The sequence below is a fragment of the Imhoffiella purpurea genome (genome assembly GCF_000585215.1).
In the GTDB taxonomy this organism is placed as follows: Bacteria; Pseudomonadota; Gammaproteobacteria; order Chromatiales; family Chromatiaceae; genus Imhoffiella; species Imhoffiella purpurea.
Map to the genome: position 1 here is coordinate 1 of NZ_AONC01000026.1, position 14,021 is coordinate 14,021.

At 66.4% G+C, this 14,021-nt stretch carries 11 protein-coding genes; 7 read left to right on the forward strand and 4 right to left on the reverse strand.

Annotation, left to right across the window (positions count from 1 at the left end; translation table 11 throughout):
• The 4 genes from topA to D779_RS08825 form a co-directional block, all read right to left on the reverse strand.
• Positions 1-2,163: type I DNA topoisomerase (topA, locus tag D779_RS08810; protein WP_043752749.1), on the reverse strand; the 2,163-nt coding region annotated here is incomplete at its 3' end.
• 262 nt (positions 2,164-2,425) lie between these two features.
• Positions 2,426-2,902, reverse strand: a complete 477-nt coding sequence (locus tag D779_RS08815; protein WP_043752753.1) for a DUF494 family protein — start codon at positions 2,900-2,902, stop codon at positions 2,426-2,428.
• A 76-nt stretch (positions 2,903-2,978) separates the two neighbouring features.
• Positions 2,979-4,064, reverse strand: a complete 1,086-nt coding sequence (gene dprA, locus D779_RS08820) for a DNA-processing protein DprA (RefSeq protein WP_043752864.1) — start codon at positions 4,062-4,064, stop codon at positions 2,979-2,981.
• A 58-nt stretch (positions 4,065-4,122) separates the two neighbouring features.
• A complete protein-coding gene (locus D779_RS08825; RefSeq protein ID WP_043752756.1) occupies positions 4,123-5,322 on the reverse strand; it encodes a LysM peptidoglycan-binding domain-containing protein in 1,200 nt (399 codons plus the stop codon).
• A 143-nt stretch (positions 5,323-5,465) separates the two neighbouring features.
• Between D779_RS08825 and def the strand changes: the two genes are divergently transcribed.
• From def to trkA, 7 genes are all read left to right on the forward strand, one after another.
• Positions 5,466-6,002 carry a peptide deformylase gene (def, locus tag D779_RS08830; protein ID WP_043752759.1) on the forward strand — a complete coding sequence of 179 codons (537 nt, stop codon included), beginning with the start codon at positions 5,466-5,468 and terminating at the stop codon, positions 6,000-6,002.
• 97 nt (positions 6,003-6,099) lie between these two features.
• Positions 6,100-7,038: a methionyl-tRNA formyltransferase gene (gene fmt / locus D779_RS08835; protein WP_043752762.1), complete on the forward strand. Its 939-nt coding sequence runs from the start codon at positions 6,100-6,102 to the stop codon at positions 7,036-7,038.
• Positions 7,031-8,374, forward strand: coding sequence for a 16S rRNA (cytosine(967)-C(5))-methyltransferase RsmB (rsmB, locus tag D779_RS08840; RefSeq protein ID WP_043752764.1), 1,344 nt, complete (start codon positions 7,031-7,033; stop codon positions 8,372-8,374). Before fmt ends, rsmB begins: the two co-directional genes overlap by 8 nt.
• Positions 8,371-8,943, forward strand: coding sequence for a DUF4390 domain-containing protein (locus tag D779_RS08845; RefSeq protein ID WP_043752768.1), 573 nt, complete (start codon positions 8,371-8,373; stop codon positions 8,941-8,943). Before rsmB ends, D779_RS08845 begins: the two co-directional genes overlap by 4 nt.
• Positions 8,925-11,126 (forward strand): sensor histidine kinase, encoded by a 2,202-nt coding sequence (locus D779_RS08850; RefSeq protein WP_043752771.1) that lies wholly within the window; start codon positions 8,925-8,927, stop codon positions 11,124-11,126. The genes D779_RS08845 and D779_RS08850 overlap by 19 nt, the downstream gene beginning before the upstream one ends.
• Positions 11,123-12,490: a sigma-54-dependent transcriptional regulator gene (locus D779_RS08855; RefSeq protein WP_043752774.1), complete on the forward strand. Its 1,368-nt coding sequence runs from the start codon at positions 11,123-11,125 to the stop codon at positions 12,488-12,490. The genes D779_RS08850 and D779_RS08855 overlap by 4 nt, the downstream gene beginning before the upstream one ends.
• 142 nt (positions 12,491-12,632) lie before the next feature.
• A complete protein-coding gene (gene trkA / locus D779_RS08860) occupies positions 12,633-14,006 on the forward strand; it encodes a Trk system potassium transporter TrkA (protein WP_043752867.1) in 1,374 nt (457 codons plus the stop codon).
• Positions 14,007-14,021: the final 15 nt, after the last annotated feature.

Genomic DNA, 14,021 nt, shown 5'->3' on the forward strand with positions numbered 1-14,021 from the left:
GGCGATCGGCTCGTCCCAGACCGCGTAATCGCAGGTCGGATAGGTCGAGCAGGAATAGAAGATCTTGCCCCGCCGCGACTTCTTCTTCTGCAGCGTCGCCTTGCCGCACTTGGGGCAGGCGACCCCGGTATCCTCAGGCTTCTCCAGCGGCTCGATGTGCTTGCAGTTGGGGTAGGCGCTGCAGCCGATGAACTTGCCGTAGCGTCCGCGTTTGATCTCCAGGGCCGAACCGCAGAGCGGACAGGAGCGTCCCTCCACGACCTCGGGCGCCTCCTGCTCCGCCTTGTCGGCGTTGAGATCGCGGGTGTAGTCGCAGTCCGGATAGTTGGTGCAGCCGATGAAGCGGCCGTTGCGCCCGAGCCGGATCGAGAGCTGGCCGCCGCACTTGGGGCAGGCCTCGTCGATGCGCTCCTGGGTCACGTCGCTGCGCTTGACGTTCTCCTGGGTGTGGTCGACCAGATCCTTGAAGGGTCTCCAGAACTGCTCCAGGAGCGGGATCCACTCCCTCTCGCCGCGCGAGACCGCGTCCAGATCGTCCTCGAGCCGGGCGGTGAAGTCGTAGTCGACGTAGGAGGTGAAATACTCGGTCAGGAACTTGTTGACCACCCGCCCGACGTCGGTCGGCACGAACCGCTTCTTGTCGAGCACCACGTACTCGCGATCCTGCAGGGTGGAGATGATGGAGGCATAGGTGGAAGGCCGGCCGATCCCGAACTCCTCCAGCGCCTTGACCAGCGATGCCTCCGAATAGCGCGGCGGCGGCTCGGTGAAGTGCTGCTCGGCGCGGATCCGGAGCAGATCCACCAGATCGCCCTCCTTGAGATCGGGCAGCATGCGGTCCTCGTCGTCGTCGGCGCTCTTGGCGTCGTCGCGGCCCTCGAGATAGACGCGCATGAACCCGGGCTCGGCGACCACGGAACCGGTCGCCCGCAGCAGATTGCCCGCCCCGGCGCTCAGGTCGACCGCCACCTGGTTGATGAGGGCATGCGTCATCTGGCAGGCCAGGGTGCGCTTCCAGACGAGCTCGTAGAGCTTGGCCTGCTCGACCGTCAGATGGGCCTTGATCGCCGCGGGCTCACGCAGGATGGAGGTCGGACGGATGGCCTCGTGGGCCTCCTGGGCGTTCTTCGCCTTGGTCTTGTAGTGACGGGGCTGCTCGGGAAGATCCGCCTCGCCATAGCGTTCGGCGATGAAGGACCGGATCTCGCCCAGGGCCTCCTGGGCCAGATTGACCGAGTCGGTTCGCATGTAGGTGATGAGACCCACGGCGCCGCCGCCGACGTCGACGCCCTCGTAGAGCTGCTGGGCCACGCGCATGGTGCGCTGGGCCGTGAACCCCAGCTTGCGCGCCGCCTCCTGCTGCAGGGTCGAGGTGATGAAGGGCGGCGCCGGAAAGCGCTTGCGCTGCTTGCGCTCGACCTTTTCGACCTCGAGCTTGCCGTCGGCCGCGCGCTCGAGTTCCGTCTTGACCTCGTTGGCACGCGTCTCGTCGGTGATGCTGAACTGCTCGACCTTCTCGCCGCCGAAGGTCGTCAGCTTGGCGCCGAAGGGCTTCGCGTCCTTGCTCGCGTCCGCCTCGATGGTCCAGTACTCCTGGCGGACGAATGCCTCGATCTCGCCCTCGCGCTCGCAGATCAGACGCAGCGCCGGACTCTGCACCCGACCGGCCGACAGTCCGCGCCGGATCTTCTTCCACAGCAATGGCGACAGATTGAAGCCGACCAGATAGTCGAGCGCCCGTCTGGCCTGCTGGGCGTTGACCAGATCGTAGGAGAGGCCGCGCGGATTGGCGATGGCGTCCTGGACGGCCCGCTTGGTGATCTCGTTGAACACGACACGGTGCACGGGCCGCTTGCCGAGCTGTCTGCGGCTCTTGAGCAGCTCGTAGAGATGCCAGGAGATGGCCTCGCCCTCGCGGTCCGGGTCGGTCGCGAGATAGAGCGCCTCGGACTCCTTGAGCTTCTTGGCGATCGCCTGGACGTGCTTCTCGTTGCGATCGATGATCTGGTACTTCATGGCGAAGCCATGATCCGGATCGACCGCCCCCTCCTTCGGAACCAGGTCGCGGACGTGCCCATAGGAGGCGATCACCTCGAAGTCGGCTCCGAGGTACTTCTTGATGGTCTTGGCCTTGGCCGGCGATTCGACGATGACGAGGTTCATTCAGGATTCTGGTTAGGGTTGACGTGCCTCTCTCTAGGGTAACTCCGGGTCGAAGGCCGACGTCAAGGTCGACTCGAAAAACGGCCGACAGACGAGCGCGGCGCGAGAGACCGCGGCTGCGCCCCCCGTCCCTGCGCACCGGGGCATGGAGAAGGTGAGGAGCGACCGACGGACTGGATCCGGTGCGATCCGGACCAGGAGCGAAAACAACCGCCCGATATCGGAAGGCAGAGCCGGACGGGACAGCCGATCGCAAACGACGTCAGTGCATATAGACAGGATCTTCGTTGTAGAGCATGTCCTCCACCTGTGTGAAGGCATCCTCCCGGCCGGGACGGTTCATGAGAACGAGCAGCGAAACCCATTTGACGTCTTCGGCCAGGACCTGCGGATGGTCGATCGCCAGCAGACGGTCGATCACCAGTTCGCGGCTGACCGAATCCAGGATTCCGCTCTGCTCGAGCGACATCAGCAACCCACGCACCTCGGTGTCCAGCTTCTCGCATTCGAGATCGCTGTAGACGCGCACCGCACGGCCCAGATGAGATTGCTCCTCCGTGGCCTCGACGCCCACGGCGAGCTCGTCGAGCCAGCGCAGCGCCTTTTCGATCTCGCCCTGACTGAAGCCCGCCTGGACCAGCTCATCCTCCAGCTCGTGCTGTTCGACGGGAGGCTGAACGTCGCCATCCATGTAGTTCTCGTAAAGGTAGATCAGAACATCGACCATATTTTCGTACATCAGCCAACCTCGATGGGCATCTTCGACCGGGCGATCGAAGTGAATGTGCGCCGATCCGCGCCAAAATGGGTCTTCGCTATCCGGAAGCACGGCAATAGCGGCCGCCCGGAAGGGATGATACATGACCATTCAGTTCCATGAGCAACAACATGGACAATACCTGTTCCGCGGGCAGACCGGTGCGCGCGATCAGCTCGTCCGGCGCCAGCTGATCGAAGCCCAACGCTTCCCACAGCAGACGCTCGTCCCCTTCCAGACCCGCCGGCTCGAGGCCTTCCCCCGAGGCATCGGGAGACGCATCCGAGTCCAGCGCACCACGCAGCTGGGGCGCCAATTCCGACAGAATATCGGCGGCGGTCTCGACCAGTCTGGCCCCATCGCGGATCAGCGCGTGACAGCCCCGGGACAAGGGGCTACCGATCGGACCCGGAACGGCGAAGACCTCCCGCCCCTGCTCCAGGGCGGACCTGGCCGTGATGAGAGAGCCGCTCTTGAGGGCGGCCTCGGTCACCAGGACACCGAGACTCAGACCGCTGATCAGACGGTTGCGCCGCGGGAAGTTCCGCGCCTGCGGCCCCCGCCCGGGCGGAAGCTCGGTGACCAGGGCACCCCGTTCCACGATCCGGCAGGCGAGATCCACATGCGCCGAGGGATAGACCAGGTCGGGTCCCGTGCCGAGCACAGCGATGCTCTGCCCGGTCTCGAGCGCCGCCTCATGGGCCACGCCGTCGATCCCGAAGGCCAGTCCGCTGGTCACGACCAGACCGCAGCGCGCCAGCTCGCGGACCAGCTCGGCCGTGATCTCGCGTCCGCCCGGACTGGGATTGCGGCTGCCAACGACGGCGATCTGAGGCTCGGAGAGCAGCCCGATATCTCCCCGCACATAGAGCAACGGGGGAGGATCGGCGATCTCGCGCAGCAGGGGTGGATATCTGGGGTCGTCCAGGCCGAGCAGATGGGCCCCGGGCCGCTCGGCCCAGCTCAGCACCGAATCGATGGCCGCTCGGTCCGGGTGCTTGAGCCAGTCGAGGGCCGGAGGCTTGAGCCCGAGATCGCCGAGATCGGAACGCGAGGCGGACAGCACCGCCGCGGGGCTGCCGAAATGCTCGTGGAGACGCAGCGCCGTCCGTGGCCCGATCCCTGGCGCCAGACTGATGACCAGCCAGTCGCGATGGAATCGACGAGCGGCCGCCGAGGAACAGGAGCCGCTCGAATGCGGATCAGGAGGGAGGCGAGGCAATCCAGTCGCCGACGTTGAGGGAACGAGTGGCCTCGAGCACCAGGGCGAAGCTCACCCGGTCGAAGCTGCGAAAGACCATGAGGATGCCCGATTTCTCGAACGGCTTGAAATATTTCGGGTTGTTGCGGCGGAAGTCCATGTGCAGCGGGAATGGCGCGTTGGAATCGGGCTCGTCGGCCCGCCAGCCCTTCTTCTCGTAGTCGCTGCCGAGCCAGAACTCGGACTCGAGCGGCCCCGGGCCGCGCCATTTGGGATCGTAATCGCCGCTCTTGACGAAATCACGCTCCTTGGTACCGCCGACGAAGGTCTCGAAGACGTGGCCGGTCTCGATCCGGTCCTTTTCGCCCCGGTTGATCACCACGACGTCATAGGTACCGATATTGGAGACGCCGTTGAGCACCGAGATGATGCGCCCGCGCATCCCCTCCGGGGCCGGGTGGGGGAAGAAATTCTCCAGCCGCCGCTCCTCGTCGGAGGGGATGACGCGATCCCCGATCGAGACCTGGCGCTCCATGCGCACCACCCTGAGCTTGGCCGGATCGCCGACCCGCTCCAAACGGGCGCTGGCGACGAAGACGGCCTCGTACCCGAGCAGCTCGTTGGTATCCGGATCGCGCAGCTCGTCGCCGGGACGCAGGATCTGGAAGCTGTTCTGGGCATTGCTGTCGATGCGGCGCACGTAGATGGAATCGTTGAGGCCGGCGATCAGATGCTCGTCCGGGAAGCCGACCACGTAGGGCGCGCGCTTGATGTCCTGCGAATCGGCCACGTAGGGCCGGGTCAGGAAGGGCGCGATGGCCGAGAAACGGATCGTGGGCACGGCATCGTCGAGCCTGCTCGAGCGCACGTGCGGGGTCAGCCGCACCACACGCGGACCGCCACGCGCGCCCCGGTTGGAGCGGATGCGCGGCTCGCCGTTCACCATGCTCAGCTCGAGCACATCGCCCGGATAGATGAGATCGGGATCCCCGACGCCCGGATTGGCCTGCCAAACCTCGGGCCAAAGCCAGGGATCGCGCAGGAACCGACCGGCGATGCCCCAGAGCGTGTCGCCGGACCGCACGACATAGGTTCGCGGGGCATCCGGAGCCAGCTCCACGGCGAAGGCGGCCGGCATCAGCAGCGCCATCGAGCCCACGAGCAGCGAAATTCGAACGAATTGGCGAGCAGTGGCGCGCATGGATCCTCCGCGATGATCGAAACGGGATTCACCCGCCCCTACTAAGGGGTGTAGTATCTAAGCGATAGTAGCGCACACGCCATAGCGGCTTCCACCCGTTATGCGCGAAGGTTGCGCATGACATTCCGACGACGAATCCCAAGATGGCCAAGCTCGATATCCTCACCTTCCCAAATCCCAGGCTCCGCCTGAAGGCCCTGCCCGTGTCCCAGGTCGACGGCTCGGTGCGCGAGATCCTCGACGACATGCTCGAGACCATGTATGCAGCCCCCGGCATCGGTCTCGCCGCCAATCAGGTGGACATACAGCGCCGCATCGTCGTGATCGACACCTCGGAGAACCACGACACCCCGCTTTGTCTGATCAATCCAGAGATCCTCTCCAAGGAGGGCAAGACCCAGATGGACGAGGGCTGTCTGTCGGTGCCCGGTTTCTTCGAGCCGGTCACGCGCGCCGAGCGGGTGACGGTCAGCGCGCTCGATCGCGACGGCAATGCATTCACGCTCGAGGCCGACGGCCTGCTGGCGGTCTGCATCCAACATGAGATCGATCACCTGGACGGCAAGCTGTTCGTCGACCACATCTCCATGCTCAAACGTCAGCGCATCCGTCGCAAGCTCGAGAAGGATCAGCGCCAGCAACCGTCCCAGGCGGCCGAGCCGCGCCGGGGTGTCATCTAGTGCCTCACGCCCTGATCGCCCATCAAAGCGCCATGCCTTCGTCTCGATCCGGTCGCGATCGAGGCCCCCGCGTCCGACTGCAACACCAGGATCGTCCATGAACCGCCTGAAGGTCATTTTCGCGGGAACGCCCGAATTCGCGGTCCCGAGTCTCTCCGCATTGATCGCGGCGGATCTCGACCTGATCGCCGTCTATACCCAGCCCGACCGTCCCGCCGGACGCGGCCGCAAGCTGCAGATGAGCCCGGTCAAGAGGCTGGCCCTGGATGCCGGCATCCAGGTGCTCCAGCCCCAGAGCCTGAAGCGTGATCCGGACGCGGTGGAGCGGCTGCGCGCGCTCGGCGCCGACCTCATGGTGGTGGTGGCCTACGGCCTGCTGCTGCCGGTCGAGGTGCTGGAGGCCCCGCGCCTGGGCTGCGTCAATGTCCATGCCTCGCTGCTGCCGCGCTGGCGCGGCGCCGCCCCCATCCAGCGCTCCGTGCTGGCGGGCGATGCCACGGCCGGTGTCTGCATCATGCGCATGGAGGCCGGGCTCGACACGGGCCCCGTCTATCGCCGGGCCGAGATCCCCGTCGCGCCACGCGAGACCGGCGGCTCCCTGCACGACCGTCTGGCGGTCCTGGGCGCCGAGGCGCTGATCGCGGCACTGCCCGGAATCGCCGACGGTTCCGCCCGTCCCGAACCGCAGGACGATTCGGCCGCCACCTACGCCCACAAGCTGACCAAGGAGGAGGCCAGGATCGACTGGACCTGGAGCGCCGCGGCCATCGAGCGTCAGGTGCGCGCCTTCGATCCCTGGCCGATCGCCTACACGCTTCTCGACGGCGAGACGCTGCGCATCTGGGATGCCGAGGCCGAGGCCGAAACCGCCTCGGTGGCCCCGGGGACCCTGGTGGACACCGGCAAGCGCGGCATCCGGATCGCGACCGGAGACGGCCTGCTGCGCATCACCCGTCTCCAGCCGTCGGGCAAAAAGCCGATGAGCGCGGCAGACTATCTGAACGCGCGCAGCCTGGACGGCGCACGTTTTGACTGAACGTCAGCCGAGCAAGACCGCGCCGGCCGGAGCGCGCTCGCGCGCCACGGCGGCGCGGGCGGTCCATCGCGTGCGCGACCGGGGCGAATCCCTGACCCGGGTCATGCAAGACGCACAGTCGAGCGTATCGGCCCCCGACCAGTCGCTCATCCAGGAGATGAGCTACGGCACGCTGCGAATCCTGCCGAGACTCGAAGCCATTTCCAGCCGGCTCCTGAACCGTCCGCTCAAGCGCGAAGACCGCGACATCGACGCGCTCATCCTGATCGGTCTCTATCAATTGAGCGCCATGCACACACCGGCGCATGCCGCCGTCTCGGCCACGGTCGATGCGGCCAGACTGCTCGGCAAGGTCAACAAGGCATCCCTGGTCAACGCCCTGCTGAGACGCTTCCTGCGCGAGCGCGAGGCGCTGGAGGAGGCGATCGACCGCGACGATCCCGACCTGCGCTGGCTCTTCCCCGACTGGCTGCTCGAGCGCCTGCGCGCGGCCTGGCCGAGGGATTGGCAAGACATGGTCGCGGCCAGCAACGGGCGCCCGCCCATGAGCCTGCGCGTCAACCGGCTGCGCACCACGCCGCAGGCCTATGCCCAGCGGCTCGCCGCGGCCGATATCGCGGCGACGCCCATCGCCGGATGCGACTGCGGGCTCATGCTGGAGCGCCCGCTTCCGGCCCGCGAGCTGCCCGACTTCGATCGCGGCTGGGTCTCGATCCAGGACGCCGGCGCGCAGCTCGCCGCCCAGTTGCTCGACGCGGCCCCGGGTCAGCGGGTGCTGGACGCCTGCGCGGCCCCGGGCGGCAAGACGGCCGCCATCCTCGAACGGGCGGGAAACGCCATCGAGCTGACCGCGATCGATCACGACCCGGCACGCCTCGACGCCGTTCGCAATCTGCTGGCACGACTGGGACTGAACGCCGAGGTCGCCGTCGGCGATGCCGACGGCCCCGCCGGATCCTGGGCCGAGCGACGCTACGACCGCATCCTGCTCGACGTCCCCTGCTCCGCGACAGGTGTCATCCGCCGTCATCCGGACATCAAATGGCTGAGGCGCGCGAGCGACATCGAGGCGCTGTGCGAGACCCAGAGACACATCCTGGAGGCCATCTGGCCGCTGCTCGCGCCCGGCGGACGCCTGCTCTACGCGACCTGCTCGCTGCTCCCCGAGGAGAATCAGTCCCAGATCGCGGATTTCCTGGCGCGGCATCCCGAGGCCAGGGAGATTCCATTGCCGACGGACCTGGGTCGCGCGCTGACGCACGGCCGCCAGCTCCTGCCGACCGACGGCGGCAGCGACGGCTTCTATTACGCCCTCATCGCGAAAGACTCCGCATGAGCCCCAGGCATCAGCTCACCTTCAGGCTTCTGCTCGCGCTCTGCGTCGCGGCCATGCTTTCCGCGCCCATCCTCGCCAAGGAGGAGCTGGAGGTCAGGCAGGCGCAGATCCGGCTGGTCGATGGGATCTACCAACTGGACGCCACGGTGGACTTCCATCTCAGCCAGAACGCCTTGGAAGCGCTCGACAACGGCGTGCCACTGACCATCGTGACCCATATCCAGGTCCGCCGCACCAAGGCATGGATGTGGGAGGACAGCCTGCTCGACCTGCAGATCCGCAACGCCATCCGCTACAAGCCGCTTTCGGAGAACTACGAGGTCTACCGGCTTCCGGGATCGAGCGGACGCAGCTTCGTCACCCGCGAGGCGGCGATCCGTGCCCTCGGCGAGCTGACCGACCTGGAGCTCGTCGACCGCAAGGACCTGGACCCGGACGAGGATTACGAGGTCCAGGTCAAGGTCTTCCTGGACATCGAGGAGCTGCCGCTCCCCTTGCGCCCCCTCGCCTATCTCATGCCATCCTGGAAGCTCTCCAGCGGGTGGACCAAGTGGCCGATCACAGACTGAACTGGCGACGCGGACTCGGAACCCTCCCGGTCGCCCTCCTGATCGTCGGTCTGTTCGTCGTCCTGGTCCTGATGCGGGACTCGGTGCAGAACTCCGAGACGCTCAGCCGCGCCTTCGTGCCCCTGCTCGGGATGGTCCTGGCCGGCCTGGCGGTCCTGGCCGTGCTCGTGGTCGTCAACGTGGTCAAGCTGGTGCGCCGCTATCGCCACCAGGCGGCCGGCTCGCGCCTGACCGCGCGCATCGTCGTGCTCTTCGCGCTCATCTCGCTGCTTCCCGTGGGCGTCGTCTACTATTTCTCGCTCGGTTTCCTGCTGCGCGGCATCGATAGCTGGTTCGACGTCGCCATCGGCCGGGCGATGCAGGACGCCCTGGTGCTGAATCAGGCATCGCTGGACCTGAATCAAAGGGTCCTGAGCAAATACACCGAACAGCTCCTGGACAGCATCGAGGACCGCTCCTCGACCGCGATCGCGCTCAGCCTCAACAATCTGCGCCGCCAGGCGGGTGCGATCGAGCTGACCGTCTACGGCCAGGGCGGCATGGTACTGGGAACCTCGAACGAGGATCCGACCCAGCTGGTCCCCAATCACGCCGAGCGCGAGATCCAGCAGAGCGTGCGTGCCGGAACCAACTATGTGGGTCTGGAGACAGGCGCTGGCGAGGATCTGGTGGTGCGGGTCCTGGTCCAGGATCCGCGCGGCCGTCCCATGCAGATGCAGGCGATCTTCCCCACCTCGGCCCGCATCAGCGAGCTGTCGGAGCGGCTCGAGGACGCCTACAACCGCTACACCGAGCTCGCCTATCTGCGCCAGTCGCTCAAGTTCAGCTTCTCGCTGACGCTCTCCCTGGTGCTGCTGTTCGGACTCATGGCGGCGCTGATCGCGGCCTTCCACACCGCCCGGCGTCTGGTCGCGCCCATCGCCGACATCGCCCGGGCCACGCGCTCCATCGCCGAGGGCGAGTACGAGCAGCAGATCCCGCTGCCGAGCCACGACGACGAACTCACCTTCCTGGTCGCCTCCTTCAACGCCATGTCGCGCCGCATCGCCCAGGCCCGGGACGCGGCCGCGCGCAGCAAACAGGCGGTCGAGACCCAGCGCAACTATCTCGAGACCGTCCTCGGGCGGCTCTCCTCTGGCGTGGTCGCCTTCGACGACAACCAGCGCATGCGCACCGCCAATCCGGCCGCACACAGCATTCTGGCGCTGCAGTTCGCCGAGGACGCCGGCCCCACGCTGGAGCGAATCGAACAGGAGCAGCCCTGGATCACGCCCTGGACCGAGACGGTGCGCCGACACCTGACCGCGGGCCAGGCCTGGCGGGCGGAGGTGACCCTGCAGCGCGCCGAGGGCAACCAGACGCTCATGTGCCGGGGCAGCCCGCTGCCGCTCTCGGATTCCAAGCATCGCGGTCACGTGGTGGTCTTCGACGACATCACCTCGCTCATCGTCGCCCAGCGCAACGCGGCCTGGGCCGAGGTGGCGCGGCGTCTGGCGCACGAGATCAAGAACCCGCTCACCCCCATCCAGCTCTCGGCCGAGCGGCTGCGCCACAAGCTGCTGGCGAAGGCGGAGGAGAAGGACGCCAACGTCATCGACCGCTCGACCCGCACCATCATCCAGCAGGTCGAGGCCATGAAGGCCATGGTCAACGACTTCTCCGACTATGCCCGGGCACCCAGGATCCAGCAGGAGCCGCTCGTTTTCGACCAGCTGGCGCAGGAGGTTCTCGACCTCTACCGCAGCGCGGGCACGCCGGCGCTGCGGGTCTCGCTCGACACGCCGAGGCTCATGGTGCGGGGCGACCCATTGCGTCTGCGCCAGGTCATCCACAATCTGATCAAGAACGCCCAGGAGGCACTGGAAGGACGCGAATCGGCACTCATCCAGGTCGCCACCGAGCGTATCGAACAGGAGGAAGGCCCCTTCATCCAATTCCTGGTCGCCGACAACGGTCCCGGATTCGAATCTCAGCTCATGGACCGGCTGTTCGAGCCCTATGTCACCACCAAGGACAAGGGAACCGGCCTCGGTCTGGCGATCGTCAAGAAGATTATTGAAGAGCACGGCGGTATGATCACGGTCGAAAATACCGGTGAAGGCGCCCTCATCAAGGTTCGGCTGCCGGTCTGGCAAGCCGCCTCCGCCGCGGCCCAAGGTCAGGAGCAACACAGAATCCCATGAGTGCAACCCATATCCTGGTGGTAGACGACGAGCCCGACATCCGAGGTCTGGTGAAGGAAATCCTCGAGGACGAGGGCTATGGCGTCGCCATCGCCGAGAACGGCGAGGCCGCGCGCCACGCCCTGCGCGACCGCCGTCCCGATCTGATCCTGCTGGACATCTGGATGCCCGACATCGACGGCATCACGCTGCTCAAGGAATGGTCCGAGGACGACGATCTGCCTTGTCCCGTCATCATGATGTCCGGTCACGGCACGGTCGAGACGGCGGTGGAGGCCACCCGGCTCGGCGCCTACGACTTCCTCGAGAAACCGCTGTCGATGGCCAAGCTGCTGCTCACCATCGAGCGCGCCCTGGAGGCGGACAAGCTGCAGCAGGAGAACATCGGACTCAAGCGCCGCGCCCCCCAGGTCCACGAGCCGATCGGACGCAGCGCGGTGATGCAGCGTCTGCGCGAGCAGGTCAAGCGCATCGCCCAGCACGACACCTGGGTCCTGATCACCGGCGAGTCCGGCAGCGGACGCGAGACCTTCGCCCGCTACCTGCACTCGCAGAGCGCCAGGCGCGAGCGCCCCTTCGTCGATCTCAGCGTCTCCTCGCTGGCCGGCGGCAACGCCTCGCGCGAGCTCTTCGGCACCGAGGAGGGAGAACACACCCATTACGGCAGCCTGGAGAAGGCGGCGGGCGGCACATTGCTGCTCGACGAGGTCGCGGACATGGAATGGGATGCCCAGTCCAAGCTCCTGGGCGCGCTCGACAGCGGGTCCTTCCTTCGGGTCGGGGGCAGCGAGCCGGTCCGCATCGACGTGCGCATCGTCGCCGTGACCCAGCGCAATCTGGAGGACGAGGTCCGGGCCGGCCGCTTCCGCGAGGATCTCTTCTACCATCTCAACGTGGTCCCATTGAACATCCCGGCGCTGCAGGATCACGCCGAGGATGTCCCGGACCTCTTGAACTTCTATCTCGACTATTTCGCCACCCACGAGAAGCTGCCCTATCGCCGCTTCAGCGTCGGCGCCCAGAACTTCCTGCGCAACTACAGCTGGCCGGGCAACGTCCGCGAACTCAAGAATCTGGTGCAGCGCGTCCTCATCCTGGGCGCCGGCGACGAGATCAGCCAGAAGGAGGTCGAAAGCGCATTGGGCGCACCGCCGCCGGTCCAGGCACAGGCGCTGGAGGGACTGGTCTCCTTCGACCAGCCGCTGCGTCAGGCGCGCGAGCAGTTCGAGAAGGCCTATCTGGACTATCAGCTCGAGAAGCACGCCGGCAACGTCAGCAAGATGGCCAAGGAGGCCGGGATGGAGCGCACCCATCTCTACCGCAAGCTGCGCTCGCTCGGCATCGAGATCAAAGAGCGACGATGAGGGATCAGCTTCCAGCTTCCAGCAGCCAGCTTCCAGCGGAGCAATCGGCACGCTTTACTCAGGCTCCATGGGCATCGCCCCTGGAACAACGCGGGCGCTCCTCTTCTGGCTGGAAGCTGGAAGCTGGAAGCTGGAGGCCAGCATGAAAATCATCATCCTCGGAGCCGGCCAGGTCGGCACCTCGGTGGCGGCGAATCTGGTCAGCGAGGCCAACGACATCACCGTGGTCGACCACAACCCGGACCTGCTGCGCGAATTGCAGGACCGCTTCGATCTGCGCACCATATTCGGTCACGGCGCCCACCCGGACGTGCTGCTGCGCGCCGGTGCCGAGGACGCGGACATGATCATCGCGGTCACCAACAGCGACGAGACCAACATGGTGGCCTGTCAGGTCGCCTATACCCTCTTCCACACCCCGACCAAGATCGCCCGGGTGCGCGCCCAGAGCTTCCTGGAGCAGCCCAAGCTCTTCACCTCCGAGGCGCTGCCGATCGATGTCGCCATCAGCCCCGAGGCCCTGGTCACCGACTACATCATCCGGCTGATCCAGAATCCGGGCACCCTGCAGGTGCTGGACTTCGCCGGGGGACGCATCCGTCTGGTGGCGGTCAAGGCCTATTACGGCGGCCCCCTGGTCGGACACGAGCTGCGCACGCTGCAGCAGCGCATGCCTCACGTCGAGGCGCGGGTGGCCGCCATCTACCGCCAGGACCGCGCCATCCAGCCCGAGGGCGACACCGTCATCGAGGTGGACGACGAGGTCTTCTTCCTCGCCGCGCCGGTTCACATCCGCGCCGTCATGGGCGAACTGCGCCGGCTCGACGAATCCTACAAGCGCATCATCATCGCCGGCGGCGGCAATATCGGCACCCGGCTGGCCAAGGCCCTGGAACAGAGCTTCCGGGTCAAGATCATCGAGCGCAAACTGGGGCACTGCAAACGCATCGCCGAATCGCTCGAGAAGACCATCGTGCTCCACGGCGACGCCGCCGATCAGGATCTGCTGCTGGAAGAGAACATCGAGAGCACCGACGTCTTCTGCGCCGTGACCAACGACGACGAGGCCAATATCCTCTCGGCCATGCTCGCCAAGCGGCTGGGCGCACGCAAAGTGATGGCCCTGATCAACCGCGCCTCCTACGTGGATCTGGTGCAGTCCGGCAGCATCGACATCGCCATCTCGCCCCAGCAGGCGACCATCGGCAGTCTGCTCAAGCACGTGCGGCGCGGCGACGTGGTGATGGTCCATTCGCTGCGGCGCGGCGCCGCCGAGGCGATCGAGGCCATCGCCCACGGCGACAAGATGTCGAGCAAGGTCGTCGGACGCCGCATCGGCGAGCTGAGACTGCCGAAGGGGGCCTCCATCGGCGCCCTGGTGCGCGGCGACGCGGTCATCATCGCCCACAACGACACCCTCATCGAGTCGGAGGATCACGTCATCCTCTTCCTCCAGGACAAGAGGCGCATCGCCGAGGTCGAGCGTCTGTTCCAGGTCGGCGTGACCTTCCTCTGATCGACCCACCCATCT

Coding starts and splice junctions, on each gene's coding strand:
- D779_RS08815 (WP_043752753.1), bottom strand. CDS start 2,902: ATGTACGAAAATATGGTCGATGTTCTGATCTACCTTTACGAGAACTAC.
- D779_RS08825 (WP_043752756.1), bottom strand. CDS start 5,322: ATGCGCGCCACTGCTCGCCAATTCGTTCGAATTTCGCTGCTCGTGGGC.
- def (WP_043752759.1), top strand. CDS start 5,466: ATGGCCAAGCTCGATATCCTCACCTTCCCAAATCCCAGGCTCCGCCTG.
- fmt (WP_043752762.1), top strand. CDS start 6,100: ATGAACCGCCTGAAGGTCATTTTCGCGGGAACGCCCGAATTCGCGGTC.
- D779_RS08845 (WP_043752768.1), top strand. CDS start 8,371: ATGAGCCCCAGGCATCAGCTCACCTTCAGGCTTCTGCTCGCGCTCTGC.
- D779_RS08855 (WP_043752774.1), top strand. CDS start 11,123: ATGAGTGCAACCCATATCCTGGTGGTAGACGACGAGCCCGACATCCGA.
- trkA (WP_043752867.1), top strand. CDS start 12,633: ATGAAAATCATCATCCTCGGAGCCGGCCAGGTCGGCACCTCGGTGGCG.